Here is a 25,714-nt window from a genome sequence, read left to right on the forward strand (position 1 = left end):
TCGCGGCCCCTTCTGGATTTTATCGCACGGAGCGCTCCCGAGGGGACGGATTTCGCTGTGAGAACCCGAGAAACCGGACGAACAATGAGTCGGGTTCGACGGCTCGCCGACGGCGGGGGGTGGGCGGTGGGCGACCGGTGACCGCCGACCGGCGACCGCCGACCGGTGGCCTCCCCGCCCTACCGCTGTGCGCCGGTGTGGACCTCGACCGTCTCGGCGCTGATGCGGCCGTCGGTCTCCGTCCCGGAGACGGTCACCTCGTCGCCGAGGCCGAGGTCGGCGTCGGTGTCGACGGTCTTGGTCTGCGTGCCGTCGTCGAGGATGACCGGCGTCCCGGCCTGCACGACCGTCCCGGTGAACTCGACCGATTCGCCGGCGGCCTCGGCCGCGGACGCGTCCGACGAGGACTCGCCGTTCGCGGCGGACGAACTGCCGGACGACTCGGACGAACCACCGGACGAGCCGTCACCGGAGAACGCGCCGAGCCCTTGGTCGCTCGGCGGGCTGGGGGCCGACTCGCCGGCGTCGGTTCCGGCCGCGCCCTCAGGGGCCTCGTCCATCACGGTGACGGACGACCGCCAGCCGGCGGAGGCTTCGAGGTCCTCCTGCCAGCCCTCTTTTATCTCCACGTCGGTGATGACGACGTAGTCCGCGAGGTCGACGTCGGCGTCCGCCTTCTCGCCCCAGAGGGCGACCCGGATGTCGCCGGTGCCGTCCTTGACGCGGATGTTTCGCACCTGCCCCTCCGAGCCGTCGTCGCGGTCGAAGGTGCGCTTGCCGTCGGCCTCGATGACGCCGCCGGCGATGTCGACCGTCTGGCCGAGTTCGAGCGTGCCGATGTCGGTCGTCTCGGGGACGTACTCGATGTCCTCGTCGATGACTTCGACCGCGCCGCGGGAGCCGACGTGAAGTTCGAGCGAGCCGTCGCGCTCGCGGACGTAGCCGTCGACGACCTCGACCGACTGGCCCGTTTCGAGTTCCTCGGCGAGGTCCGCCCGCTCGTCCCAGAGCGTGACGCGGACGCGGCCGGTCGGGTCGCCGACCGAGAGGTTCGAGACGCGGCCCTCGGTGCCGTCGTCGCGGTCGAACGTCCGGACGGTGCCGGTGTCCAGAATCTTGCCTTCGAGGTTCACGTCCGAGAGGCCGAGCGCGAGGTCTTCGACGCGGTAGGTGTCGAGCACCTGCACGTCGACCTCGGCGTCGAGGTCCTCTTCGACCTTGCTGGCGCTGACTTCCACGCCGTTGTAGCCGTCTTTCGGGCGGCCGCCGATGCGGAGGACGGTGCCGACTTCGAGGTTCTCCTTCGCGCCGGCGGCCATCTCGTCCCACAGCGAGACGCGGATGCGCCCGGTCTCGTCGGCGACCTCGATGTTGACGACCCGCCCGTCTTCGTCCTCGCCGTCGCGCTCGAACGTCCGCACCTCGCCGATGCTGACGACCTTGGCGAGGAACTTCACGTCCTCCATGCCGGGTTCGATGTCGGCGATGCCGTGTACCTCCTCGTCGCGCAGTTCGTGGGCGATGAGCATCGCCGCCGTCTCCTCGTCGGCGAGGCCGCCCATCTGTTCGACCTTGTCGTTGACCGCCGCCTCGAACTTCTCGAACTCGACATCGGTGTCGAGGTCGTCGTAGACCTCCCGGATGACGCCCATCAGGCGTCACCTCCCGGAACGAAGCGCGCGCGTCGCCGCAGACCAAACGTCGTACTCATACTATGGTCGAACAGGGAAGGGCGGCGCTTAAGCGTTGTTTTCCTCCGGATTGGACCGCCGAACCGACCGCGCGAATCGAGCGACATAGCGGGGGTGGCCGCGGCCTCAAATTTGAACGTTCGGACTCGACCGTCAGGGAGCCACGTCGATGCGGGCGACCTCCCGGCGGCCGTCCGCGTCGTCGTGGATGACGACCGCCCGGCTGGGGAGGCCGCTTTCGAACCGGAGCGTCGCCTCGTAGCCGCGGACAACCGACGATTCGGCGCAGTTCTCCGCGTCGGCTCGCTCGACGGTTTCGACGACGACCGTGGCAGTGTCCGACTCCACGTCGTAGTCGGCGCGCGCGAGTCGGGCGATGGCGCAGTCGGTCGCCCCCGAGACGCACCCGACGACCGAGACGCCGGTTTCGGTCTCGGACGCGAGCGCCCCGCCGTCGGCAGGGCACGCGTCTGCGCGGGCGGGGGTGAACGACCGCCCGACGAGTCGCGGATGGCGGGGCGTCTCCGTCGCCGTTGGCGACGCGGTCCCGGTCTCGGTGCCGGTGCCCGCCGGTGACTGCTCCGCCGCGTCGCCGCCGCTCGAACACCCCGCGAGCGAGGCGCACAGCCCGGCGGTTCCGAGGAGGAGCGCGCGTCGATTCACGTCCGGGACTAAGCTCGCCGGCGAAAAAGTCCTTGCGTGCGACACAAACCGACCCCCGCCTCGTGCCGTGGTCCCGCGGTTCATTGAGAGTTCACATCGTAACCGTCTTAAGTAACCGTCGAGTACCGGAGAATGCAGTAAGACAGTCCTGATAGGGTAGTGGACTATCCTCCTGGCTTGCGGAGCCAGGGACCGGAGTTCAAATCTCCGTCAGGACGTTTCTCTCTGGAACTACACGACGAGCGAAGCGAGGAGTCCGTTCCTCGTTGAAACTCCGTTTCGGAGACTTGAACAGGGAGCGACCGGAGGGAGCGATTGAGTTCAAATCTCCGTCAGGGCGTTTCTCTCTGGACCCGACCTTCGAGAGCCCTCTGTGCTTTCGGGTCGGTTCACATTCTCTACGGAGACCTGAACGGCAAGCGACTTCGCCGCGACCGGGTTCAGCGCTCGTCAGGACTCGACGTGAGCGGCCAGTCCGAGCTCCAGTTCTTCGACTCCGTCGAGCACCAGTTCGGCCATGCGGCGCGCCCCGTGCTCGCTGAAGTGCGTGTCGTCGGCGACTCCCTCCGGATAGTTCGGGTGTTCGCCCGGTTCGAGGTGGTTGTAGAGGGCCGTCGACTCCGCGGGACCGAGTTCCGCCAAGAGCGCCCGCGTTCGCTCGTCCATGTCGATGAACGGAACGTCGCGGTCGCGCGCGACGGTTCTCGTCAGGTCGGCGTACTCGCGGTGAGTGTCTTTCGGGACGCCGTCGTCGTCGAAGTGGCGGCGCGCGATGGACGTGAGCAACACCGGCGTCGCCCCGCGTTCGCGCGTCTCGCCGACGAATTTGCGGAGGTTGTCGACGAACGCCGCCTCGGTCGTGTGCTGTTCCTTCGAGGGCACCTCGTCGTTGTGGCCGAACTGGACGAACACGTAGTCGGTCGCGGTCAACTGGCGGACCACGGGACGCCAGCGACCCTCCGCCAGAAACGTGCGGGTGCTCCGGCCGTTTCGGGCGTGGTTCGCCACCGTGACGGCGTCGTCGAAACAGTCGGCGAAGGGCATTCCCCACCCGGTTTCCGGGCGCTCGTTCGCCTCCTTATCGGCCATCGTGGAGTCCCCGACGAGATGGACGGTAATCGACTCAGACGACATTTCGGTAGCGCTCGTCCGGACGACGTATAGAGACACCGGCCGAGTCAATCGACGGGGAAAAACCCACCGCCTAACCGTCGCTAACGGGGTCCTACCGGCGTCAAATGCGAACCGCGAGGTCGGAGAAATCACGACGCCGAGCGCACTCGGCAGTCACGGACCGCGAAAAACGCGCTTACGCCTCGTCGTAGGGGGGTTCGAGGCCGGGCGACCGCTCGTCGTCCTCGCGGCGGCGGACCGACGAGGTCGTGCGCGACCGCTGTGGACGGGGGCGAGGCGTCTCCTCGGACCGGGGCTTTGCGGCCCACGACCCGTGGCAGTCCCGACAGTAGTTGCCTTTGTACGCCCGTGTGAACAGGTACTGCTCACCACAGCGGATACAAACCGGGGACGGAGTCATCGTTCGACACCTCGGACGAGGGTTTCGAGGGCATTCATGTGCTATCATACCTCATATGTTCCCGAGAGGGATAAGTATGCAAGCCCTACGTCCCGAGAGCGCGTCCTTCGCGGAATCTTTACTCGTGGACGGCGAACGGTTCGCATGGACGATTCGCTTCGTGCAGGCGTCGCCATCTACAACGCGGGCGCGTACCGGGCGGCCCACGGCGCGTGGGAGGCGCGGTGGCTGTCGCTCGAACGCGACACCGACGACGAGCGGTTCCTCCACGGGCTCATCCAGTTCACCGCGGCGGTCCACCACGCCCGCGACGGCAACGACTCCGGCGCGGTCGGCCTCGCCCGGAGCGCCCGCGAGTACCTCGACGGCCTCGGCGACGACTACCGCGGCGTCGACCTCGCCGAAGTGCGGGCGTTTCTCGCGCGCCTCGAAGCCGACCCGGGAGTCGCCGCCGCCGACCCGCTGGCGCTCCGACTCGATGGCCGAGTCGTCACGTACGACGACCTCGATTTCGACGCGGTCGCCGTCGCGGCCGAGACGCTCGCGGAGGAACTGGACGGCTACGACGAGTCAGTCGTCGCCGACGCGGTCGAATACGCCCGCGAGGAAATCGCCGAGGGTGAACAGACGCAGTTCACGGCCATGGTGTTCGACTTCGTTCGGAACGAGGCCCAGCGCGGACTGGTGTTTCAGCGATTGAGCGAGCACGTCCGCCGGCGGCGACGGCGCGAAGACGACGTGAGCGGCCTGTTCGAGTGAGGAAAGATAGGGGCCCGACGCCGTAATCAGGCCTCGTCCAGCGGTTCGCCCTCGAAGGTGAACTCGGCGGAGTTGTCCTGCGGGTCGTAGCCGAGCACCGCGCGGGCGCGGTCGATGGAGTAGTACTTGCGGTCGTTGTCGGAGATGCCGTAGACGATTTCGTAGTCGTAGTCGGCCTCGATACAGCACTCGAAGAGGTGCGCGCAGTCGCGGTACGACAGCCACATCGCCTGCCCGCGTTCGTACTCCTTCGGCGGGTGGTGCTGGGTGAGGTTTCCGATGCGGACGTTCACGACCGAGATGTCGTGGTGGTCGTGGTAGTACCGACCGAGCGTCTCGCCGGCGGCCTTGCTCACGCCGTAGAGGTTACTCGGGCGCGGCAGTTCCGTCCCGTCGAGTCGGAACTCGTGGTGCGGGCGGTACATGTCGGGCGTCCGGTCCGTGGTCTCGTAGGCCCCGACGGCGTGGTTCGAGGAGGCGAACGCGAACTTCTCGACGCCGGCGTCGACCGCGGCGTCGAACATCTGTTGGGTGCCGTCGATGTTGTTCCGCAGGACGCTGTCCCACGGCGCTTCGGGCCGCGGGTCGCCCGCGAGGTGGATGACGGCGTAGACGCCGTCCATGGCGTTTCGCACGGCGGTCTCGTCGGTGACGTCCGCGACGTACACGTCCGTGGGGTCGACCGATTCGGGTATCTTCTCGTCGGAGAGTGGCTCGCGGTCCAAAAGCCGCCAGTCGTAGGCGTCGCCGATGTGCCCTAGTATCGCCTGGCCGACGCGCCCGCCAGCCCCCGTCAGCAAAACCGGCTGGTCCATTCGGTTCTACGTCCGACGAGGGAGGCTAAGTAAGGACCGATTCGCGCTCGCTCACCGCCTCGACCGGCGAACTTTACCCGGCGGCGGCGGAGTTCCCGGTATGGTCACAGACCCGCAGACGGCCTGCTTCGAGGCGGGCATCAAGTTCGGGACGCTCTACCACCAGTTCGCCGGCACGCCGGTGTCGCCCGACAGCGCCCGGAGCCTCGAACGCGCCATGGCCGAGGCAATCGAGAACCAACCGTACTGCGAGTCGGTCTCCGTCCGCATTCTCGACGACGCGCTGGAGGCCGAACTCGCCGAGTCGACCGCCGACTACACGGAACTCACGGGGCGGTTCATGGAAGTCGAGATGGAAATCGACTACGAGGGCGTCCGCGTCCGGACGGAAATGGAGATGGAAGACGGCTACCCGCTGATGAAACTCGTGTCGGTCGAGTGAGGTCGGAAAACGGCCGCGACCGCGACCGAGTCGCTCGATTTCACTTTCACTTTCGGGGTCGTTTTTAAACCCCCGCGTGCCGAACGTGTGAGCATGAGTCAAAGCACGCTCGGCGACGACGACCTGTTCGGAGAGGCGGCGGCGGAGATGCGCGCCGACGTCGAGGAGCACCTCGGCGAGGCGCGGTCGGCGCTCCCCGACCCGGACGACGTGTGGGAGGCCGAGGCCGACAACGTCCTCGGCGTCCTCAACGGCCTCCGCTCCTCGCTCGACGTCGAGGGCGCGGCCGAGCACGTCCGACAGGCCAAGAAGTGGTACGTCATCGGCCAGCGCGCCGAGGCGTTCGACGACCCCGAGGACCTCGAAGAAGCCATCGAAGAGCTGGAAGAACTCATCGAGATGGTCGAGGAGGCCCACGAACTCGTCGGGGAACTCACCAACACGATGCCGCAACTCCGCGGCGCGCTCACCGACGCGGCCGAGGCGGCGGAAGCCGTCGACGCGGACGAGGCGGACGACGACGAAGACGAGGAAGAAGAGGAGTAACCTGCAGACCGCAAACTGACCGCCGATCCGCGGACCGTTCAGTCGAGTTCTCGGCGCTCGACCGCGTCGAGGAGCGACGCGAGCGAGTCGGCCGCGAGCGATTCCAGTTCCGCGCCGCGGTCGGCGTCGCCCTCGGCGGGGTCGCCGACGACGCCGTTGTCGGTGAAATCGTCGGAGTCGTGGGCGAGATTGACGCCCGAGACCCACTCGCCCCAGCGGTCGGCACCCCCATTGCGGGCCTCGTCGATTCGGTCCTCGCGGACCAGTTCTGGGTGCGTGTGGCGGAGGAGGGCGGTCTCCAGCGGCCCGCCGTGGCCCATGTCCGAGGAGTGGTCGCCGACCGCGTCGAACCACGTGAAGGCGACCGCGTAAACGTCGCCCGTCCGCGAAACGCGCCGGCAGAGCTCCGCGAGCGCGTCGATGTTGCCGCCGTGGCCGTTGACGACGACGACGCGGTCGAAGCCGTGGTGGGCGAGCGATTCGATTGTCTCGCGGACGTACGCGCGGAAGGTGTCCGGGGAGACCCACAGCGTGCCGTCGAACGCGCGGTGTTCCTCGGCGACGCCGACCGGGATGGTCGGGCCGACGACGACCTCGCCGTCGAACGCCTCAGCCCCGGCCTCGGCGACCGATTCGGCGTTGAGCGCGTCGGTGCCGAGCGGCGCGTGCGGGCCGTGCTGTTCCGTGCTTCCGACCGGGAGGAGCGCGAGGTCGGCGTCGAGGTCGGCGACCTCGGTCCAGGTGGCCTCGGAGAGTCGCATGGCGACAGAAGGGACGGCCCCGCCCTTAGTGATGGGCGCTTCGCTCAGTCGTTGCCGGCGTCGACCTCGGCCTGCCGGCGGGCGGCGCGCTCGACGAACTCGTCGGGGAGCTGGTCGATTTCGCCGGCCTGCACACCCCAGAGGTGGGCGTAGAGGCCGTCTTCAGTGAGGAGGTCGTCGTGGGTGCCGCGCTCGACGATGCGGCCGTCTTCGAGGACGAGAATCTGTTCTGCGTCCTTGATGGTCGACAGGCGGTGGGCGATGCTGAACGTCGTCCGGTCGGCCGTGAGTTCGTCCAGCGAGCGCTGGATGAGCATCTCCGTCTCGGTGTCGACGTCCGAGGTCGCCTCGTCGAGGACGAGGATATCGGGGTCTTTCAGGATGGCGCGGGCGATGGAGACGCGCTGGCGCTGGCCGCCCGAGAGCTTCACGCCGCGCTCGCCGACCTTGGTGTCGTAGCCCTCGGGGAGGTTCGAGATGAACTCGTGGGCCTCGGCGGCCTTCGCGGCGGCGACGACCGCCTCGTCGTCGGCGTCGAACGTCCCGTAGGTGATGTTGTCGCGGACGGTCCCGTAGAACAGGAACGTCTCTTGGCTGACGTAGGCGATGGACTCGCGGAGGCTGGAGATGGTCACGTCGCGCACGTCTTGGCCGTCGATACTGACGCGCCCCTCGTCGGGGTCGTACATCCGCATCAGGAGCTTGAGAATCGTCGATTTCCCCGCGCCCGTGGGGCCGACGAGCGCGAGCGTCTCGCCGCCGTCGACCTCGAAGGAGATGTCCTCGACGATGGTCTCGCCGTCGCCGTAGCCGAAGGTCACGTCGTCGTACTCGACGCGGCCCTCGGAGACGGCGAGGTCGGGCGCGTCGGGCTGTTCGGCCAGCCGCGCGGGCTCGTCCATCAGGCCGAAGATGCGGGCGCTGGACGCGCGGGCGCGCTGGTACATGTTGATAATCTGCCCGAACTGAGCCAGCGGCCAGACGAACTGCTGGGTGAGCAGGATGAACGTGACGAACTCGCCGATTTCGAGGTCGCCGGTGAAGGGGCCGGGACCCTGTCCGTTGATGACCCACAGGCCGCCGACGACGAAGGTGAGCGAAAAGCCGATGCCCGCGAGGATGCGGAGCGCCGGGAAGAACTTGATTCGGGTGTTGATGGCGTCCCAGTTGGCGTCGAAGTAGTCCATCGAGACGCCGTCGACGCGGTCGGACTCGTGGGGTTCGGCGTTGAACGTCTTGATGACCTGGATGCCGCCGAGGTTGTTCTCCAGCCGGGAGTTGAGTTTGCCGACCGACGAGCGCACGTCGGCGTACTTCGGCTGGATGATGCCGACGAACTTCCACGTGAACAGCGCGATGAGCGGCACCGGCAACAGCGCGACGAGCGCGAGTTGCCAGTTGTACGAGAGGAGGACCACCGCGATGGCGACGACCATCACGAACAGGCGGAAAAACGAGTTCATCCCGTCGTTGAGGAACCGTTCGAGGCGGTTCACGTCGTTCGAGAGGATGGACATCATCTCGCCGGTCTGCTTGTCGGCGAAGAAGTCCATGTTGAGCAGTTGCATCCGGTCGTAGGTGTCAGTCCGAACGTCGTGTTGAATCTGCTGGGCGAAGGCGTTCCAGCCCCAGTTGCGGAGCCAGTGAAACAGCGCGCCGGCGGTGAAACTGAACACGATGATGCCGACCGCCAAGAAGAACTGGCCGTCTCTGGTCGCGGGGACGAACGGGGCAATCCACGCCTCGGGGACGACGGGGAAACCGGCCGCGAACGACGTCTCCTGCCGGATGATGGCGTCGATAGCGAGGCCGAGGATGACCGGCGGCATGAGGTCGAGCACGCGGGCGGCGACGCTCGCGAGGACGCCCACGAGGAACTCGAAGGTGTTGTCGCGCCCGTACTCGGCGAACAGCCGCCGCATCGGGTTGTCGACCCGCGCTCGCTGGTCCTCGAACGGGTCGTCGTCGGTTTCAGGGGACACGACAACGGTTCAGGGGGCGCGCGCAGTAAAGCGCTCGGGTGGGGGAGCGAGCCGCCGGTAGCTCAACAGGAGGCGTTCCGAACGGTGTTCCTGCTCGAACCGTCGGACTCGACGACCGGCTGTTGGCTGACGCCGCAGAGGTCGTTCTGGATGAGTCGGTTGCGGTGGGAGTCCGCCAGCGTGACGCCGTGAGCCGAGAGACCGGTCGTCACGACGTTCTCGTGGAGGGAGTTTCGGTCGCTTCCGACGAGTTCGAACCCGGCGATGATGATACGGAGCTCGTTTTCGACGAAGCGATTCCGGTGGCTGTCGCGGAGTTGGAACCCGGGACCACCGCCGTCGGCGAGGTTCCGCTGGAACACGTTCCGATTGCTTCTGACGAGTCTTACCGGGAAGTCCTCGGTCAGGAACTCGCAGTCGACGAACTCGTTTCGGTGCGAGTCCGCGAGCGTGAGCACGACCGGACTGACGAGCGTGCAGGACTCGAACCGGGTCCGCGTGGTGCGTCTGAGAACGACGCTCTCCGATTCGAAGATGAAAAAGCTCGTGTTCGTCACCGCACAGCGCGCTGTGTCCGCGATGACGAACTGCGGGACCGGGTCGTACTGGTCGCCCGGATGGCCGACGACTTGCGAGTCCGCTATCGTCACCCGGCTCGCATCCGTGATTCGCCCCCCCTTCGTCAGCACGATATCGGTTATCGAGACGCGACTGCCCGAAATCGTCGTCTCGCCGTTCACGGCGTAGCCCCGGCCGTCGACGCGGACGTCGTCGGCGAGAACCTCTAGACAGTCGAGGTCTCCGTCGAGGTAGTACCGCCCCGACTCGGTGACGCTCGCGCATCCCGAAAGCCCCACCTCGTCGGTCCGCAGTTGCAACACGCCCGGCGCGAGCGCCGGAAGCGCGGCGAGACCCAGTCCGCGAAGCGCCCCTCTCCTCGTGATATGTGTCGACATGGCACTCATCCAACTACAACACGTCGGCACAAATACAGATATTGTGAGATTGTTACCAACTACGTATCAGTATTCGTGACGTACTGCAACACCGACTGATGGGGGAGTCGGTCGCGCCGTCGGCGCTCAGAGGACTCGGTCTTCGACCTCGGGGTCGATTCCGGCCTCGACGAGGTCTTGTCGGACGCGCTCGCGGAGCGGGTCGGGAACCGTGTCGCGGCCGACGGGGACCGCGACTTCGCCGTCGCCTTTCACCTTCCAGTAGAGGACGCAGTCGGACGGTTCGTAGTACTCGATGCTGTAGGCGTCGTCCGCCCCGCGGTAGTGGACCCGCGCCGCGAACTCCTCGGCGCGCCAGCCTTCGAGTTCGGAGAGCGCCGCGACGTGTGCTGTCATAGTGGAGTCAACGGTCGCCGGCCCTTCGGGCGTTTCGCTTCTACTCGGCTTCGACCCGGTCGCCCGCGTCGATGCCGGTCTCGTTCGTGTAGCCGTAGGGGAGTTCGAGGACGTACTTCCCGGTTCCGCGGTAGCGGGTGAGGTCGGACTCGCTCGTCCCCTCGGGGTCGAGTTCGGCGTGGTGGATGCGCGTGATGGTGCCGTTTTCGGCGACGAAGACGATGTCGAGGGGGAAGTCCATGTCGCGCATCACGTAGGCGTAAGTGCCCGACGAGTCGTGGACGAACCACATCCCCTCGTTTTCGGCGAGCGATTCGGTGTCGCTCAGGCCGGTGAAGCGCTTGGCGCGGGTGTCGGCGACGCGGGCGTCGACGGTCGCCAGCGTCTCGCCGGTCTCGTCGTCGACGACGGTGAGCGTGGTCCGTTCGTAGTCGTCGGTCGAGCCGGGGACGACCGCCGGGTTAGAGAGATACGCGACGCTCGCGACCGCGACGACGACCGCGACGACGAGCAGGGCGATTCGCGCGCGAGAGGTCATTGCCGGACGTGACGGTCGCCGCGCGTCTAAGGGTTCCGGGGACCGGTCGAAACGAAAACCGTTATGAGCGCGAACCGGCTCGATTGAGGTGCAGGGCTCGTGGTCTAGTTGGTTATGACGCGGCCTTTACAAGGCTGAGGTCGGTGGTTCGAATCCGCCCGAGCCCACTAATTCTGTGTGAGCGACAGCGAACACGAATTAGTGAACCGAGGGCGATTCGAACCCTACGAGACGAGCGTAGCGAGTCTCGGTCCGGTTCGAATCCGCCCGAAGCTGACTGCTATGCGAGCGACCGAGGTTCGAATCCGCCCGAGCCGACTCACACGCTCCGTTGCATCACGAGCAGTGACATCGGGACGCTGGCGGCGACGAGACCGAACGCGCCGCCGACGAGCGGGTCAACGCCCAGCGACGGACCGAGGAGATAGCCGCCGACGAACCCGACCGGGTCGAGCACCAACGCGAGGATGACGAGCTGTACTGCGAAGTTCTTCGACGTGAACCAGCGGGGGAGTAGTGACACGGTAGTCGAGACGTGTCTCCCACCTGCTATTTATTCCGTGTGGTCGCAGTCGAAGCCAGAGGACACGAACCCTTTAGCCCGAGACGGACCCACCACCGAGTAGTGAACCCAATCGCGCGACTCCGCGAGAACCCGCGGCGGGCGGCCGTCGCCCTCGGGTACGCGCTCGTCGTCCTCGTGGTGTCGGTCGTTCCGACGCCGCCGGGAAGCCTCACACCGATGGGTCCGCTCGGACTCGTCGGCCTCGACAAGTGGGTCCACGCGGTCGGGTACGCCGGTCTCGGATTCGGCTTCGCGGCCGCGATTCGCGCGAGGGGTCGCGAGGAGGTCGCGGCGGCCGTCGTCACCGCCGGCGCGTTCGGCGCGGGTATCGAACTCGTGCAGGCGGTGCTCCCGTATCGGTCGTTCGGCGTCGCCGACGCGGGGGCGAACCTCGTCGGCGCGGCCCTCGGTGGAATCGTCTGGGTCGTAGTCGCCCGGGGTTCGGACTCCCGGAGGTAGGATTATCTCACCCCCTCTCCAAGGGGGCACGAACGGTGAAGGCAATGGGCACGAGACGACTCATCCGGGCACTCGGTCTCGCGGGAATCGGCGTCGTCGGGACGTACCTCCTCGCGGTTCGACCGTGGCACAGACGCTGGGGGACGACAGACGACGAGGCGACGGGGTGGCTCCCCGGCGACGACTTCGTCGCCGAGGCGGACGTCTCCTCGACGCGGGCGATTACGATTACGGCCCCCGCGCGGGCGGTCTGGCCGTGGCTCGTCCAGTTGGGACAGGGCCGCGGCGGGTTCTACAGCTACGAGCGACTGGAGAACCTCTTCGGCCTGCAGATTCACAACGCGGACCGAATCCTCCCGCAACACCAGCGACTCGACGTGGGCGACGAGATACGACTCGGCCCGCCGGGGTCGGGCGCGCCGTCGTTCCGGGTCGCCTTCGTGGACCCCGAGCGGAGCCTCGTGTTGAGCGCGCCGGGCTGGGAGACCGGAGAGAGCCCGGCGACGTGGACCTTCGCGTTGCACGAGGTTGCGCCCGGCGCGACGCGGCTGGTCGTCAGGTTCCGCGGGCGGTCGGAGACGCTCCGCGAGCGCGCGATGAACCGATTGGTCGTCGAGCCGGTCCAGTTCGCCATGGAGCGGAAGATGCTCAAAGGGATTCGTTCGCGGGCGGAGCGGGCGCGGGCGAGCCCGACGGGCGGCCGGCACCGCTGACCGGACGCCGACGGGCGATTCGAAAGCCTTTTTGATTCGGTCCGGCTTCGGAAGAGTGCGAGCCGCCTTAGCTCAGACTGGGAGAGCACTCGACTGAAGATCGAGCTGTCCCCGGTTCAAATCCGGGAGGCGGCATATTCTGAGATTCTGAGCGACGCGAAGAATCGAAGAAACGACGCCGGACTGATTTGAACCCAAGAAGTCGAACGGAGTGAGTCTTCGTTCGGTTCAAATCCGGGAGGCGGCATTTCTCTGTACCTGACCACCGAGCGAAGCGAGCGTGGCAGGTACTGTAACCGCGACCCGACCGGATTCTGAACCAACGAGCAACGCGAAGCGTTGCGAGCGAGGTTCAAATCCGGGAGGCGGGGACCGAGTTCTCAACAGCGAGATTCGAAACGCGGAATCCAGACGTTTCAACCCCGGAGAGCCGAACACACGGCACCACTGGACCCAGAGACGTTCTTCAGAAGACTTATCCGCGTGAGGTCGTTCGATTCAAAGGCAATGGCGAAAGGTAAGGTCGACTTCTTCAACGACACTGGCGGCTACGGTTTCATCTCTACTGACGACGCGGACGACGACGTGTTCTTCCACATGGAAGATGTTGGCGGTCCGGACCTCGAAGAGGGTCAGGAGATCGAATTCGACATCGAGCAGGCCCCCAAGGGCCCCCGCGCGACGAACGTCACCCGCCTCTAAGCAGGTTTCCGTTCACCGCAGTACATTCACAGACTGACGAACTTTCTTCCGTTTTTCACGACCGCGAGCGGCGGCGCTCGGCGGCGCACCGCGAGCCGGGCGAGCGATACCCTCGCCATGCGGAAGGGTTATCCGTTCGCAGGCACGTTGTACAGTCGCAATGGCGAAAGGTAAGGTCGACTTCTTCAACGACACTGGCGGCTACGGTTTCATCTCTACTGACGACGCGGACGACGACGTGTTCTTCCACATGGAAGATGTTGGCGGTCCGGACCTCGAAGAGGGTCAGGAAGTGGAGTTCGACATCGAACAGGCCCCCAAGGGCCCGCGCGCGACGAACGTCACGCGCCTGTAATTCGGTTTCCGAATTCAGTAACAGACGAATCGATTTCTGAGCGTTTTTTTACACACCCTGAGCGGCGAGGCCGTCCGACGCGAGACGGCGCGCGTCAGACAGTCGCCCCACCCCAACCCACAACCCAGAAGGCTCTTATCCCTCGGTAGTTGTGCATCAAATGAACAACAATGTCCGACGACGGGGAGCTTGAACCTCCCGCGGGAATGGACGACTCCCACATCGGCGCGGGCGTCTTCGACGAGACGATGGGCCCGGGTTCGTCGTTCGCACACCTCTACCGGGGCGAGATACACCGGATGAAATCGTGGCGGGAGCGGCTGGACCGGACCAGCAACTGGGCGATTACGCTGATGGCCGGGATTCTGACGTGGTCGTTTTCCGCACAAACGCACCCCCACTACATCATCCTCCTCGGGGTGGTGACGCTGAGCATCTTCCTCTGTATCGAGGCGCGGCGCTTCCGCGCGTACGACATCTGGCGCTCGCGGGTTCGGATGTTCCAGCAGAACGTCTGGGCGTACGCGCTCGACCCCGACGGCGGCGTCCTCGACGAGGACTGGCGGAAGAAACTCGGCGAGGACTACCGCACGCCGAACATGAAGATACCCTTCGAGGAGGCGCTGGCGCATCGGCTCCGGCGGGTGTACCTGCCGCTTTTCGTCGTGATGCTCGTCGCGTGGGTCATCCAGCTGACGGCGTACACGGACGGTGCGACGCTCGTCGGGAGCGCCGGCATCGGCGGCATCCCCGGCAACGTCATCGTCGCGTTCGTCGCGGGGTTCTACGCGACACTGTTCGGCATATCGTTCCGGCCGCGCGAGTGGCACGTCAACGGCGAACTCATCCCGAGCGACGTGACGGGGTGGGAGGAGTCGGAGTACGGCGGGTCGTAGCGTCGCAATTCGAAATGGTTTTTTCGCTCCTGTGCGTCTGTCGAATCGCGCCGCCTTAGCTCAGACTGGGAGAGCACTCGACTGAAGATCGAGCTGTCCCCGGTTCAAATCCGGGAGGCGGCATTTTCCTGCGAACTACCGAGGGAGCGAAGCGACCGAGTCGTGAGCAGTCAAAATGCCACCCGACCGGATTCTGAACCAGCGAGCAACGCGAAGCGTTGCGAGTGAGGTTCAAATCCGGGAGGCGGCATCACTAGTGCCCGGTTTGAAACGATCCCCGAGGAGGGTAGAAGTGCTAAGAACAGACGCGACCAAATCCGACCCCCCTAATTAGGATATTTAGTATCCGAAATAAGGAGGTTAGCTATTACCTACAGATGGACGCCAGCAGGTTCCTGAACATCTTGATGATGCAAAGGATAAGGGCAATCCACTCCAGCAGGTCTTTGAAGGGCGGTTCAGTGTCGTTGGGCTTCGAGCATAGTCGATTTTCGGTCCGACTTGAGGGTTTTCGACTCATAGATGTCACTCACAGTTGCCGTTGGTGACGCGAGACCTGTTGCTAAGATTTCGCGCTCGATGCGCAAACTCTCGGTTAGCTCAAGTTCGCGTGTTTCAGTCCCACAAGGGCCCGTCTGTAAATTCAGTCCTCAAACCGCAGAGCTACGTCTGAAACTACTATAGCTTCAATTCCCACAATAGGTTCGTCTGTACTCAATGTAGCTTTTCTCTGCCCTTAGTCTCTTTGACTCCCCGTGTACCCGGATATACACACCATCTCAGGAGGGGCAGAAACTAGATTTGTCATTACTCCATGAAGAATTGGAACACAACTTAGAGACAGGGCGCGACTGGACGCAGAGACTGGCAACCCAAGCCCAAATCTAAACCCCCACCTACGCCCGCGCTTCGTCGAGCCACGCGGGTTCGTCGACGGTCGTCGAGCCGACGCCCGTGAGCGAGTACTCCCACGACCCGCTCACCTCGGAGCCATCGTCCATCCGCCCCGAGAACGACCACGATTCGTGGCGCGAGAGGCCGTCTTCGTCGACGAGGACGACGTACTGGAAGCTCGTGACCTCCAGGCTTCCGGGCTCGCCCTGCGCCGCGGCCGACCCGGCGAGAATCAGCGCCTCGTTGGCGGCCGACAGCTCGTAGCGCTCGACGGACGCGCCGTCGAACGTCTCGGTGCCGGCGAACGTCAGGTCGTCGTCAGCGCCGTACGCGCGGGCCTGCGAGAGCGCGATGGCGGTGGCGAGGACTTCCGTCGACCCCTCGTAGGAGGTGTAGGTGGCCTCGTCGCCGTCGCCGACCCGGACGTACGTCACGCCGTCAGCGACGTACTGCTCGACGGCTCCCGCGTCGGGCTGGCCGTCGGTCGTCGACGTCGTGCGGGTGTACGACCGTTCGGTTTCGAGGTCGGCGGCGAACTCGCGGGTGACCGCGGCTTCGACGCCGTCCGCGTCGACGCCGGTGTACGACCAACTGACGGTGAAGCTCCCGGCGTCGCGGAGGAGTCGCTCGGGGTCGCTCAGCTCGAAGTCGTCGCCGTCGGTCGACTCGTCGGCATCCGCGCTGTCACCGCCGCCGGTCGACTCGCCAGTGTCGTCGGTCTGGGCGGCCGGCGCGACGTCAGCGCCGCCGGCACAGCCGGCGAGGAGCACGAGAACTGCGACAATCAGGACGGGAATGCGGTTGGGATACACGACAACCGTACGACGAGTAGAATCTTAAGTAGGCACAGCAAATCGCGGTCGTATCGGTGCGCCCGGCGCGAAACTGGCGAATAGAAAGGTGAGCGCGACGCTCAGGCGGTGACCGACGCCGACTGCGCCACGTCGCGGTGCGAGACGCGGACTTCGACGCCCGACGGGGTGACGGAGACGGTCACGTCGTCGACGGTGCGTTCGTATTCGGCCGTGTGGGTGCCGGACCGAGAGATGCGGAGGCGCTTCGAGAGGAGGCCGGCGTCCACGAGCGGGTCGAGTTTGCGGTAGGTCGTCGAAAGCGGGAGGTCGCACGCCTCCGAGAGCTCGCTCGCCGAGTGGGCGACGCCGTCGGTCGCGTCGAGGATGCACCGGCAGTCGTCGTCTTCGAGAAGGGAAAACAGCGCGTCGACCTCGGCGTGGTCGTCGACGACGCGGGATTCCGAGGTAGCGGTTGCGGAGCGGAAATCGAACGGGAGCGAAGCCTGACTCATACTTCTGTAGAGTCAGCGAACGGGGACCAACGGACAACCCCGATAGCGTGGGACGTTTATATACCCCCGGCGGGCGAGGCCGCGGCGGTCGCTAGCCCTCTTCGAGGACGTCGCCGAGCAGTTTCGTCAGGGCGGCGGCGAGGTGTTCCGAGAACGTCGACTGGTTGATGCCGAGTTCGGCCGCGACCTCGGTCGCGTTGGCCCCGCGCGGGCGCTCGAAGTAGCCCATGTCGTAGGCGGTCTGGAGGACTTCGAGTTGGCGGGCGGTGAGCTTCCCGCGGTCGACGAAGACGCTGTCACCGGGGGCGTCGCCGGTGGGCGAGCGCACGAGGCGCTTGATGTCGAGCCCGGGGAAGCGGTCGCGAAGCTCGCCGATGACGGTCTGTAACTGCTCGTAGTCGGCGGCGTGGAAGACGAGCGTCAGACTGCCTCGCTGGGCGAAGTAGCGGTCGACCGGACAGCCGAACTCGCCGAGGCACTCGCAGGGACAGCCGGCGCTCCCGTCGTGCGTGTAGCGATAGAGGTGCTTCGAACCGTAGGAGAAGATGGGTTCGAGCGCGGACGCCTCCGGCGGGTCGTCGGCCTCGACGACGAACTCGGAGACGCTGACGTCGCCGGGGGTGGAGACGACGCTGGTCGAGACGGAATCGACGACGGAGTCCGTCGAATGGGCGACCGAGGCGACGGGGCAGACCGACGGCGAGGCGAACTCGACCGTGGCGCGAATACCGGCTGGCATCGTGTTACGCGCGGTCGAGTCGGGGTTCGCCGCGGGGCGGGGCGACCGCCGCGACGAGGGCCGTCCCGGATGCGACGACCGCGGACATTACTGGTCGGACTCCGCGTCGTCCAGTTCGACGGCCCGGCCGCTGAGCGTCTCGGGGTCGAGTTCGAACAGTTGGATGTCGAGGTCGCGCTTCGTCTCGCCCCAGATTTCGAACAGCGGGCGCTTTGCCTTGCCGTACTGGACGATTCGTTCGACGGTCAGCTCGTCGGGGTCGACGCGTTCGAGCGTCCCCTCGGCGATGATGCTCCGATAGCTCCCGTCGTTCGACTCGTGGACGACGAGTCGCGCCCGCGGCGACGACGTGAGGAACTGCCGCTTTTCGCTTTCGGGCGTGGAGACGAGTCGGAGATAGAACCGACCGCTCTCGCCGTCGTAGCCGTAGGAGATGGGAATCGCGTATGGTTCGTCCGCCTTCGCGAGCGAGAGGACGCCCGTCTCGTGACGAGCGAGAACCTCGTGTATCTCGTCGGGCGAGAGTTCGGTCTGTTGGTCCAGAGACATCGGTTCGTACCACCAGACTCGCGGCCGACGTAATTACTGTTACTTCTCGGCGACGCCCGCGCGAGTCCAGTCGGGCGAAATCGGCGGACTCGGTCGGGGACGGGTCGCGGGCGAGTCGCGGGCGGTCGCTGGCGGGTCGGGAACAGGGGGGCGCTCAGGCGGTCGAAAATGCGTCCGTCGTGAGCGCGGCGCTACAGATGACACAGCCGTTTTCGAGGAGGGCGTCGCGCATGGAGTCGTTGACCAGCATGGACTCCGCACACTCCGGGCAGACGAACGTGTAGTCCGCGCTGTCGCTCATGTGGTTCGAAGTACGCGTGGCACACGTATATGTAGCCTACTGTTTCTCGAACGCCGGGCGCGCGACGGGCCGCGCGCCGCGGTCGGACGCGACCAAAAAGTGCGACTCACGCGGGACATGGGTCGAAGGCGTCGGTCGAGGCGGGGCTTCCGCAGATGGGACAGCCGCGTTCGAGGACCGCCGCGCGCATCCCGCCGTTGACGGCGAAGCCCTCGCCGCACTGCGGACAGGTGAACTCGTAGTCGTCCGCCGGCGTCGGTGTCGCGCTCATCAGTCCACCTCCGGCGAGGCGAGCGCCGTCTCGGTTCGCTCCGTCCGTCGCGTCGATTCGACGCCCCGCGTCGCGGGCGGCGACGGCGACCGCGTAGACGCGGTCATCGCGACCGGCCCTCCGAGCCGTCTTCGCCGCCGTCGGTGGCGACCTGCCGGAACGCGAGCGACACGCCCGCGTCGTCGAACGAAAACGAGAGCGTGTCGAAGTTGGTCGCGAACTCCCGCGGGTGGTGCGTCGCCGTCTGGACCCGCAGTCGCTCGTCGAGGAGCGACGCCTCGGTGAGCGAGTCGAGCTTCCGGTAGACCGTCGACAGCGGCACGTCACAGAGTTCGGCGCACTCCTGTGCGGTCCGCGGGGCCCCGTCGCAGGCGGCGAGGATTCGCCGGCTGTCGCCGTCGCTGAGCGCCGAGAGGACCGCCGACGGCTCCGCGGCGACCTGCTGGATCCGGTTCGGGTCGAGCGTCGATGCGTTTCGGGCGGCGACTGCGGAAGGCGAGTTCATACTTCGATAGACGACGGACACCGGGAGGTATCTCCCCCCGCGCTATCCGGGGGGGTTTAAGTACTCGACTCGTCGCCGGCTTCGAGTTGCGCCAGTCTGCGGCGCACCGCGGGGTTCGAACTCGGCGCGAGGATAAAGCGGCCCGCGCCCATCGTGAGGCTCCGCAGGTACCAGTAGACGACGCGCCGGACCGGGCGGAACCGGCCGTCCGTCAGGGCGACCGCGCCGCGCCACGCGTTGCGCCGCCCCTCGCGGAGCGTGAAAAACGACAGCGCCTCGTCCAGCCGACCCAACGACTCGTCGATGTCGGCGACGCCCTCGGCGTACCGCTCGGCGATGAGGTCCTGTTCCTCGTCGACGAGGCGGCGGAGGACCCGGTTGATGCGGCGGTGGTCGTCGTACTTCGCGGGGCGGTCGGGGTCGATGCCGACCTCGTGGAGCGCCAGCGCGAGGTCGTAGTTCACGTGGGCGTTGACGCCGAGCAACACGTCCTGTACGACGAGCGACTCCCCGGCGAGCGCCGTCTCGAAGGAGAGTCGCCACGGGTCGGGCACGTCGTCGTGGTCGCCGCGTTCGAAGGCGCGGAACGCCCGCCGGTAGTGGTCCGCGAAGGTGACGAGGTAGTCGGCGACCCACTCGGGGTCGGCAAAGTCGTCGCCGCCGAGCCCGCGGTCGACCTCGGCGGTCACGCGGGCGTAGATAGTCAGGAACGCGGCGCGGCGGTCGCCGCGCTCGTACAGGAGCGATTCGAGCGCCGACAGGCGGTCGTGGGCGTCGGCCACGTCTCGGAACGGCGCGTCGACGAGGGCGAGAACCTCCGCGCTCGCGTCGCGGGCGACGCCGGAAAGCGACGGGTTCGGCGTCCGCACCGCGGCCGCGAGCTTTCTCGCCTCCTCGAACGTCGTCCGTTGCATCGGCTGAATTCCCAGACGGTCCCGGCTTCGATAACGATACCGGCGCGGGGGGGTCGGCGACCCGGCGCTCACGCGCGCCGGCGTTGAAGCCCCGACCGGGACGCGATGCGAAGCTCCCAGCCGAGGATGTCCTGCATCGGCTCCGTCTCCGAGAACAGGGTCGGATACCACGCGTTGTCTTCGAGCACGTCGCGGACGCGGTCCCAGTCGCCGTCGTCGACCCGGCGGAGTTCGCCGTCGACGACGACGCTCTCCCACTCGTCCCGCGAGGGGGCGTTCCAGACCGCGAAGCTCGCGCGGGCGGTCCGCTCGGCGAACTCGGTCTTCTTCGAGGACTCCCCGGGCCGGAGGAAGACGAAGTAGAGCCGCTCCCGGTCGGCGTCGTAGCCGAACGAGAGGGGAATCCCGTAGGCGACGCCGTCGTCCGCGAGCGAGAGAACGCCGACGCCCTCCTCGCGGAGCAGGCGGTCTATCTCCTCGGCCGACATCTCGATTCGGTTGTGTTGGGCGAAGTCAGGGGCCATGGTATGTATATGCACGGAGATGACATAAGCCTGCCAGCGAGCCGAGTCGGCGGCGTGCACCGCGGGCGGCCCGCGACGCGGGGCTTATCCCCGACGACCACGAACCGCGGGACGACACCCGGATGACGGTGAACACACTCCACCGGCCGACGCACCGAGACGCCCTCGTCCACCTCGAAGCCGCCTTCGAGCGCGGCGACATGGTGACGATATTCGGTCGGTGCACGGTCGATTACGACGGCCGCGCGACGAGCGAACTCGGTCCCGGGGACCGGCTCGTCGTCCTGAAGCCGGACGGCTCGATTCTGGTCCACACCGACGAGAAGCGGACGCCGGTCAACTGGCAACCGCCGGGATGCACTCACTCCGCGAGCGTCCGCGACGGCCGGCTTCGGGTCCGGAGCACGCGCACGAGCCCCGACGAGCGACTCGACGTGCGGTTCGAGCGCGTCGAGCAGTGTTCGGCCTACGCCGTCAACGACCGGAGCGACCTCGAACTCGTCGGGAGCGAGGAGGACCTGCGACAGCACATCCTCGCGGACCCCGAAATCCTCGAAGCGGGGTTCGAGCCGCTCGAAACCGAGCGGCAGAGCGACGCGGGCGCTATCGACATCTTCGGCGAGGACGCGGACGGCGTCCCGGTCGTCGTGGAGTTGAAACGCCGCCGCGTCGGTCCCTCGGCGGCGAGCCAACTCCGCCGGTACGTGGACGCGCTCCACCGCGAGTTCGGCGACGACGAGCCGATTCGCGGCGTCCTCGTCGCTCCCTCGGTGACGGAGCGAGCCGCCGACATGCTCGACCGCGAGGGGCTTGAGTTCGTCGCGCTCGACCCCGAGACGGGCGAACCGCCGGTCGAGGATGACGAAGGAGAAGCCGAAGAGAGCGAGGAAGCAGACGACGGCGACCGCGACGACGCCTAATCAGTCCAGACCGGCGGCGGCGACGAAGTTCTCGACGGTTCGGTCGGCCGTCACGTCGCCGAAGTCGCGGGCGGCGTCGTCGTCGGGCCAGCCGAAGTCGTCGGCGACGCGGTCGAGGAGGGCGGCCGTGAACTCGGGGTGGTACTGGACCGTCCAGAGGGGCGCGTCCTCGTGGCGGGTGGCGAGGTGGTCGTAGTAGTCCGCGGAGGCGACGGTCTCCATGCGGTCGCCGGGGGCGACGACGTAGTCGCCGTGGACCATCGGGATGCGCCCGGAGACGCCCTCGAACAGGGGGTCGTCGCCGAGGTTCACGTCGGCGATGCCGCGGCGCTGGTCGCCGGCTTCGACGGTGCCGCCGAGGGCGTCGTTGACGAGCTGGTGGCCGAAGCAGACGCCGAGCGTGGGCAGTTCGCGGGCGACGAGGTCGCGGGCGAGCAGGCGCGCGTCGTCGAGCCACGGCCGCTCGTCGGCCTCGTAGACGCCCGCGGTGCTCCCGGTGAGGACGACGGCGTCGACGTTCGAGAGCGTCGGGAGACCGTCGGCGGGAAGCGAGTGAACGGTCCCCTCGCGGCCGTCGAGCGCGAGGTCGGCGAGCGCGTCGGTGAAGTACGCGGGGCCGTCCGCAGGCATACAGTCGCAGACGAGCAACATGGTCCGAATCGTGGCGGCGGCGGCGCATAAGACTGTCTCCCGGCCGGGACGGTCGGCCCGCCGCGACGAACCGGCGTGCCAGCGCCTGACACGACCGCGGCGGGCGAATGAAGCTTCGAAGCGTTTTTAGCCCGCCTGACCCTTCGGTTTCACAAGTAACCATGTCAGACAAGCCCGCCTCTATGTACCGGGAGATTACGAACCCGGCGTACACCCGACGCGAGTACATCACGGGTATCCCCGGTTCGAAGATCGCACAGCACAACATGGGCGACCTGCAGGCCGACCCCGAGGACTACCCCGTCCAGATCAGCCTGAAGGTCGAAGAGGAAGTGCAGATTCGCCACGGTTCGCTCGAATCCGCGCGTCTGTCTGCCAACCGCCTCATGCTCAAGCACGCCGGCGAAAAGCAGTACAAGATGGTCCTGCGCAAGTTCCCGCACCACGTCATCCGGGAGAACAAGCAGGCGACCGGCGCGGGTGCGGACCGTGTCTCCGACGGGATGCGCCAGTCGTTCGGGAAGGTCGTCGGCACCGCCGCTCGCATCCCCAAGGGCGAGACGGTGTTCACCATCTACTGCGACGTCGAGGACGCGGAGACGGCGAAGGACGCCTTCCGCCGCGCGTACAACAAGATGTCGCCGCCGTGCCGCATCGTCGTCGACCGCGGCGAAGAACTGCTCGTCGCGTAAGTTCGCGTCGGCGCGTCGGCGCGTGCTCGGAACGCGCCTCGCCTCGAACCCACCATTTTTGCCCCGGGACCCCGCCTCGTAGCGTATGCTTCGGTTGGCGGTCACCACCTCCAGCGAGACGTTCGAGCGAATGCGCGGCCCGCTCGGCGACCGCGGCATCGACGTGGGACACCTCCCCGCCGAGGGGTTCGCGCTCGACCTCTCGACGCCGCCGGCCGAGTCGTTCGACGTCGGCTTCGTCTACCCGTCCCGGCCGATGGAGGGCGGCGTCGTCACCGCCAGACACGACATCCCGTGGGTGAACACGCGCGAGGACGTGCTCACCTCGCGGAACAAGGCGGGCGTCATCGCGGCGCTCGAACGCGCCGGCCTGCCGGTCCCGCGGAGCGTCTGCGTCTCGAACCCGGCCGACGAGTCCGACCTGCTCGACGCCGTTGAATCCGCGGGTCTCGACTACCCCGTCGTCGTCAAGCCGAACTCCACGACACGCGGCGTCGGCATCGCCAAGGCCCACGACCCGGACTCGCTTTCGGGGCACGCGGACGTGCTGAGCCTCGTCCACGACTTCCGAGCGACCGGCGACAAGTCGTTTCTGATTCAGGAGTGGCTCCCGGACGCGCGCGACTACCGGGCGATGGTGCTCGACGGCGAGGTCGTCGGCGCGGTCGAACGCCGCCTGTCCGACGGGGCGCGCGACGGCGGGCGCTGGAAGCACAACGTCCACCGCGGCGCGGAGGCGGTCGGCGTGGCCCTCCCGAAGCGACACCGCGACCTCGCCGAGGCGGTCGCCGACGAGTTGGGCATCCGCTATCTCGGGGTCGACCTGCTCGAATCCGACGGGCGGGTCGTCGTCTCGGAGACGAACGCCCGGCCGACCATCGACGACGACGCGAAGTACGACGCCGGCTTTTTCGACCGACTGGCGGCGCTCGTCGAACGGGTCGCAAAGAAGTCCTGAGCGGGCCGCAAAGAAATCGAGTCGTTACTCGACGTCGATGGCGGCGGAGTCCTCGGCGCGGTCGAACGTGACCTGCAGGACGCCGTTGTTGAAGGTGGCCGATGCGGAGTGCTCGTCGACGCGGGCCGGGAGGCGGATGCGTTCGTCGTACTCGCGGCGGTCACCGGCGGCGCTGATAGTCAGCGTCTCACCGTCGCACTTGAGGTCGATGGCGTCTTTGTCGACGCCCGGGAGGTCCGCGACGAGTCGGAGTGTAGAGCCCTCATCGTACACGTCGATGTGGGTCTCGGAGGCGAATCCGGCGTCGCCTCCGGTCATGTCGTTCATCATCCGTTCGATTTCGTCGAAGATGTTGTCGAACGGGTCGTCGCGGTCGTCTCTGACCATGAGGGCCGCTATGAAATCGGAGGATAAAACGTTTCTGCCTGTGACAGTCTCCTGCCAACGAATCGCCAGAATTCGGCCGCGAGCGCCCGTCTACGACCCGACTATCCGACCCACGGGTGGCGTGTCAATCTCCGCCCGTGTCTGACCGGTTATGTTCGTTTCTGTCGGTATTGTGATTGCGAATGAAAGGTAACGTTCGATTCAGCCGGATTTACCGAAACAGATATACTCCTGCGCCCGGGATATCCATACGGATACTACTCGAACATGAGTGAAAAATCCTACCTCAGCGCGGGCGAGAACGTGGATGAATCGGACGTGGTGCGGGTGGCACTCAACGGCTTCGGCCGCATCGGCCGGAACATCTTCCGTGCCGTCCTCGACAACCCGAAGGTCGAACTGGTCGCCATCAACGACGTCATGGACTTCGACGACATGGCGTACCTCGCGAAGTACGACTCCGTCATGGGCCGACTCGACGGCGTCGAGCGCGACGGCGACTCGCTGTCCATCGGCGGCACCTCGGTGAGCCTCTACAACGTCCAGTCCCCCGCGGAGCTTCCGTGGGGCGAACTCGACGTGGACGTGGCGCTCGAATGTACGGGCATCTTCCGCACGAAGGAAGACGCCTCCGCACACCTCGAAGCGGGCGCGGACAAGGTCGTCATCTCCGCGCCGCCGAAGGGCGACGAGCCGGTCAAGCAGATCGTCTACGGTGTCAACCACGACGAGTACGACGGCGAGGACATCGTCTCGAACGCCTCCTGTACGACCAACTCCGTCACGCCGGTCGCGAAGGTGCTCGACGAGGAGTTCGGCATCGAGAACGGTCTCCTGACGACCGTCCACGCCTACACGGGCAGTCAGAACCTCATCGACAGCCCCCACGCGAAACAGCGTCGCGGGCGCGCCGCCGCCGAGAACATCGTCCCGACGACGACCGGCGCGGCGCAGGCGGCCACCGAGATTCTGCCCCAGCTCGACGGCAAGCTCGACGGCATGGCGATTCGCGTCCCCGTGCCGAACGGCTCGCTCACCGAGCTCGTCGTCCGCCTCGAAGACAAGCCCTCCGTCGAGGAGATTAACGACGCCTTCCGCGCCGCGGCCGACTCCGGCCCGCTCGCGGGCGTCCTCGGCTACACGGACGACGAGGTCACCTCGCGTGACATCCTCGGCCTGCCGTTCTCCAGCACCGTCGACCTCAACACGACCAACCAGGTCAACGACGGCGGCCTCTACAAGATTCTGACGTGGTACGACAACGAGTACGGCTTCTCCAACCGGATGCTCGACGTCGCCCACTTCGTCACTCACCAGTAGACGCCGCCGC

Annotated in this window: 34 protein-coding genes and 4 tRNA genes; 16 read left to right on the forward strand and 22 right to left on the reverse strand. The window is 66.6% G+C overall.

All coding sequences use genetic code 11. The features are described 5' to 3' along the window. Positions 1-179 precede the first annotated feature (179 nt). Both C438_RS14810 and C438_RS14815 read right to left on the reverse strand, forming a co-directional pair. Entirely contained in the window at positions 180-1,652 is a 1,473-nt protein-coding gene (locus C438_RS14810) for a single-stranded DNA binding protein (RefSeq protein ID WP_004970451.1), read from the reverse strand. Positions 1,653-1,844: 192 nt separating this feature from the next. Then, a complete protein-coding gene (locus C438_RS14815; protein WP_004970452.1) occupies positions 1,845-2,354 on the reverse strand; it encodes a hypothetical protein in 510 nt (169 codons plus the stop codon). Between the two features lie 145 nt (positions 2,355-2,499). Here C438_RS14815 and C438_RS14820 point away from each other — a divergent pair. Beyond that, a tRNA-Arg gene (locus C438_RS14820) sits at positions 2,500-2,572 on the forward strand. Positions 2,573-2,804: 232 nt separating this feature from the next. Here the strand turns inward: C438_RS14820 and C438_RS14825 are convergent. After that, complete coding sequence (locus C438_RS14825; RefSeq protein WP_004970453.1) at positions 2,805-3,488, reverse strand: rhamnogalacturonan acetylesterase; 684 nt, start codon at positions 3,486-3,488, stop codon at positions 2,805-2,807. A 175-nt stretch (positions 3,489-3,663) separates the two neighbouring features. Beyond that, positions 3,664-3,888, reverse strand: coding sequence for a DUF7564 family protein (locus C438_RS19175; protein ID WP_083900028.1), 225 nt, complete (start codon positions 3,886-3,888; stop codon positions 3,664-3,666). A 144-nt stretch (positions 3,889-4,032) separates the two neighbouring features. Here C438_RS19175 and C438_RS14830 point away from each other — a divergent pair, with 144 nt between their 5' ends. Continuing rightward, entirely contained in the window at positions 4,033-4,647 is a 615-nt protein-coding gene (locus C438_RS14830) for a DUF309 domain-containing protein (protein ID WP_004970454.1), read from the forward strand. 26 nt (positions 4,648-4,673) lie between these two features. On the opposite strand, the gene azf is transcribed toward C438_RS14830, so the two are convergent. Next, on the reverse strand, positions 4,674-5,462 hold the full coding sequence (gene azf / locus C438_RS14835; protein ID WP_049918114.1) for an NAD-dependent glucose-6-phosphate dehydrogenase: 789 nt from the start codon (positions 5,460-5,462) through the stop codon (positions 4,674-4,676). 100 nt (positions 5,463-5,562) lie between these two features. On the opposite strand from azf, the gene C438_RS14840 reads away from it, so the two are divergent. Together C438_RS14840 and C438_RS14845 are read left to right on the forward strand one after the other, a co-directional pair. Continuing rightward, positions 5,563-5,904 (forward strand): dihydroneopterin aldolase family protein, encoded by a 342-nt coding sequence (locus tag C438_RS14840; protein WP_004970456.1) that lies wholly within the window; start codon positions 5,563-5,565, stop codon positions 5,902-5,904. Positions 5,905-5,997: 93 nt separating this feature from the next. Beyond that, on the forward strand, positions 5,998-6,450 hold the full coding sequence (locus C438_RS14845) for a DUF5790 family protein (RefSeq protein WP_004970457.1): 453 nt from the start codon (positions 5,998-6,000) through the stop codon (positions 6,448-6,450). A gap of 38 nt (positions 6,451-6,488) precedes the next feature. Here C438_RS14845 and C438_RS14850 read toward each other — a convergent pair whose 3' ends face one another. From C438_RS14850 to C438_RS14870, 5 genes are all read right to left on the reverse strand, one after another. Beyond that, a complete protein-coding gene (locus tag C438_RS14850) occupies positions 6,489-7,211 on the reverse strand; it encodes a creatininase family protein (protein ID WP_004970458.1) in 723 nt (240 codons plus the stop codon). 44 nt (positions 7,212-7,255) lie between these two features. Next, positions 7,256-9,193: an ABC transporter ATP-binding protein gene (locus tag C438_RS14855; RefSeq protein WP_004970459.1), complete on the reverse strand. Its 1,938-nt coding sequence runs from the start codon at positions 9,191-9,193 to the stop codon at positions 7,256-7,258. Between the two features lie 62 nt (positions 9,194-9,255). Continuing rightward, positions 9,256-10,149, reverse strand: a complete 894-nt coding sequence (locus tag C438_RS14860) for a NosD domain-containing protein (protein ID WP_049918116.1) — start codon at positions 10,147-10,149, stop codon at positions 9,256-9,258. 126 nt (positions 10,150-10,275) lie between these two features. After that, on the reverse strand, positions 10,276-10,545 hold the full coding sequence (locus C438_RS14865) for a DUF7538 family protein (protein WP_004970462.1): 270 nt from the start codon (positions 10,543-10,545) through the stop codon (positions 10,276-10,278). Positions 10,546-10,585: 40 nt separating this feature from the next. Next, positions 10,586-11,083, reverse strand: coding sequence for a DUF192 domain-containing protein (locus tag C438_RS14870; protein WP_004970463.1), 498 nt, complete (start codon positions 11,081-11,083; stop codon positions 10,586-10,588). A gap of 93 nt (positions 11,084-11,176) precedes the next feature. Between C438_RS14870 and C438_RS14875 the strand changes: the two genes are divergently transcribed. Continuing rightward, positions 11,177-11,250: transfer RNA gene (locus C438_RS14875), tRNA-Val, on the forward strand. Between the two features lie 152 nt (positions 11,251-11,402). Here the strand turns inward: C438_RS14875 and C438_RS14880 are convergent. Continuing rightward, positions 11,403-11,606 (reverse strand): hypothetical protein, encoded by a 204-nt coding sequence (locus C438_RS14880; protein WP_004044421.1) that lies wholly within the window; start codon positions 11,604-11,606, stop codon positions 11,403-11,405. Positions 11,607-11,708: 102 nt separating this feature from the next. Here C438_RS14880 and C438_RS14885 point away from each other — a divergent pair, with 102 nt between their 5' ends. From C438_RS14885 to C438_RS14915, 7 genes are all read left to right on the forward strand, one after another. Continuing rightward, positions 11,709-12,107, forward strand: a complete 399-nt coding sequence (locus C438_RS14885) for a VanZ family protein (RefSeq protein ID WP_004970464.1) — start codon at positions 11,709-11,711, stop codon at positions 12,105-12,107. A 44-nt stretch (positions 12,108-12,151) separates the two neighbouring features. Then, the gene (locus C438_RS14890; RefSeq protein WP_004970465.1) at positions 12,152-12,820 is read left to right on the forward strand and encodes a hypothetical protein; all 669 of its coding nucleotides are present in this window, start codon (positions 12,152-12,154) and stop codon (positions 12,818-12,820) included. 61 nt (positions 12,821-12,881) lie between these two features. Further along, a tRNA-Phe gene (locus tag C438_RS14895) sits at positions 12,882-12,955 on the forward strand. A 372-nt stretch (positions 12,956-13,327) separates the two neighbouring features. Next, positions 13,328-13,522: a cold-shock protein gene (locus C438_RS14900; protein ID WP_004057907.1), complete on the forward strand. Its 195-nt coding sequence runs from the start codon at positions 13,328-13,330 to the stop codon at positions 13,520-13,522. A 160-nt stretch (positions 13,523-13,682) separates the two neighbouring features. After that, positions 13,683-13,877: a cold-shock protein gene (locus C438_RS14905; protein WP_004057909.1), complete on the forward strand. Its 195-nt coding sequence runs from the start codon at positions 13,683-13,685 to the stop codon at positions 13,875-13,877. Positions 13,878-14,047: 170 nt separating this feature from the next. Beyond that, positions 14,048-14,773, forward strand: a complete 726-nt coding sequence (locus C438_RS14910) for a DUF2270 domain-containing protein (RefSeq protein WP_049918118.1) — start codon at positions 14,048-14,050, stop codon at positions 14,771-14,773. 49 nt (positions 14,774-14,822) lie between these two features. Further along, positions 14,823-14,896 (forward strand) — tRNA-Phe (locus C438_RS14915). Positions 14,897-15,669: 773 nt separating this feature from the next. Here the strand turns inward: C438_RS14915 and C438_RS14920 are convergent. The 9 genes from C438_RS14920 to C438_RS14955 all read right to left on the reverse strand — a co-directional run bounded on the left by C438_RS14920 (position 15,670) and on the right by C438_RS14955 (position 20,776). Further along, the gene (locus C438_RS14920) at positions 15,670-16,479 is read right to left on the reverse strand and encodes a DUF7537 family lipoprotein (protein WP_004970467.1); all 810 of its coding nucleotides are present in this window, start codon (positions 16,477-16,479) and stop codon (positions 15,670-15,672) included. Positions 16,480-16,580: 101 nt separating this feature from the next. After that, positions 16,581-16,973 (reverse strand): winged helix-turn-helix domain-containing protein, encoded by a 393-nt coding sequence (locus C438_RS14925; protein WP_004970468.1) that lies wholly within the window; start codon positions 16,971-16,973, stop codon positions 16,581-16,583. A gap of 91 nt (positions 16,974-17,064) precedes the next feature. After that, positions 17,065-17,712: a DNA-binding protein gene (locus C438_RS14930; RefSeq protein WP_004970469.1), complete on the reverse strand. Its 648-nt coding sequence runs from the start codon at positions 17,710-17,712 to the stop codon at positions 17,065-17,067. An 87-nt stretch (positions 17,713-17,799) separates the two neighbouring features. Next, on the reverse strand, positions 17,800-18,261 hold the full coding sequence (locus tag C438_RS14935) for a pyridoxamine 5'-phosphate oxidase family protein (RefSeq protein WP_004970470.1): 462 nt from the start codon (positions 18,259-18,261) through the stop codon (positions 17,800-17,802). A gap of 154 nt (positions 18,262-18,415) precedes the next feature. Then, positions 18,416-18,562 (reverse strand): DUF7560 family zinc ribbon protein, encoded by a 147-nt coding sequence (locus C438_RS19775; RefSeq protein WP_004970471.1) that lies wholly within the window; start codon positions 18,560-18,562, stop codon positions 18,416-18,418. Positions 18,563-18,668: 106 nt separating this feature from the next. Beyond that, the gene (locus tag C438_RS14940) at positions 18,669-18,833 is read right to left on the reverse strand and encodes a DUF7560 family zinc ribbon protein (protein WP_004970472.1); all 165 of its coding nucleotides are present in this window, start codon (positions 18,831-18,833) and stop codon (positions 18,669-18,671) included. A 103-nt stretch (positions 18,834-18,936) separates the two neighbouring features. After that, complete coding sequence (locus tag C438_RS14945) at positions 18,937-19,338, reverse strand: winged helix-turn-helix domain-containing protein (protein ID WP_004970473.1); 402 nt, start codon at positions 19,336-19,338, stop codon at positions 18,937-18,939. 56 nt (positions 19,339-19,394) lie between these two features. Next, entirely contained in the window at positions 19,395-20,252 is an 858-nt protein-coding gene (locus tag C438_RS14950; RefSeq protein WP_004970474.1) for a DUF5995 family protein, read from the reverse strand. Between the two features lie 68 nt (positions 20,253-20,320). Continuing rightward, positions 20,321-20,776: a pyridoxamine 5'-phosphate oxidase family protein gene (locus C438_RS14955; protein ID WP_004970475.1), complete on the reverse strand. Its 456-nt coding sequence runs from the start codon at positions 20,774-20,776 to the stop codon at positions 20,321-20,323. A 122-nt stretch (positions 20,777-20,898) separates the two neighbouring features. Between C438_RS14955 and nucS the strand changes: the two genes are divergently transcribed. Beyond that, positions 20,899-21,696 carry an endonuclease NucS gene (gene nucS, locus C438_RS14960; RefSeq protein WP_004970476.1) on the forward strand — a complete coding sequence of 266 codons (798 nt, stop codon included), beginning with the start codon at positions 20,899-20,901 and terminating at the stop codon, positions 21,694-21,696. On the opposite strand, the gene C438_RS14965 is transcribed toward nucS, so the two are convergent. Further along, positions 21,697-22,347, reverse strand: a complete 651-nt coding sequence (locus C438_RS14965) for a type 1 glutamine amidotransferase (RefSeq protein ID WP_004970477.1) — start codon at positions 22,345-22,347, stop codon at positions 21,697-21,699. Positions 22,348-22,508: 161 nt separating this feature from the next. Between C438_RS14965 and C438_RS14970 the strand changes: the two genes are divergently transcribed. Together C438_RS14970 and C438_RS14975 are read left to right on the forward strand one after the other, a co-directional pair. Then, entirely contained in the window at positions 22,509-23,039 is a 531-nt protein-coding gene (locus C438_RS14970; RefSeq protein ID WP_004970478.1) for a 50S ribosomal protein L16, read from the forward strand. Between the two features lie 85 nt (positions 23,040-23,124). Beyond that, the gene (locus C438_RS14975) at positions 23,125-23,997 is read left to right on the forward strand and encodes an ATP-grasp domain-containing protein (RefSeq protein WP_004970479.1); all 873 of its coding nucleotides are present in this window, start codon (positions 23,125-23,127) and stop codon (positions 23,995-23,997) included. Positions 23,998-24,021: 24 nt separating this feature from the next. On the opposite strand, the gene C438_RS14980 is transcribed toward C438_RS14975, so the two are convergent. Continuing rightward, positions 24,022-24,384, reverse strand: coding sequence for an Hsp20/alpha crystallin family protein (locus C438_RS14980; protein WP_004970480.1), 363 nt, complete (start codon positions 24,382-24,384; stop codon positions 24,022-24,024). 267 nt (positions 24,385-24,651) lie between these two features. Here C438_RS14980 and gap point away from each other — a divergent pair, with 267 nt between their 5' ends. Beyond that, the gene (gap, locus tag C438_RS14985) at positions 24,652-25,704 is read left to right on the forward strand and encodes a type I glyceraldehyde-3-phosphate dehydrogenase (RefSeq protein ID WP_004044440.1); all 1,053 of its coding nucleotides are present in this window, start codon (positions 24,652-24,654) and stop codon (positions 25,702-25,704) included. Positions 25,705-25,714 lie beyond the last annotated feature (10 nt).

Source organism: Haloferax denitrificans ATCC 35960, from assembly GCF_000337795.1.
Classification (GTDB): domain Archaea; phylum Halobacteriota; class Halobacteria; order Halobacteriales; family Haloferacaceae; genus Haloferax; species Haloferax denitrificans.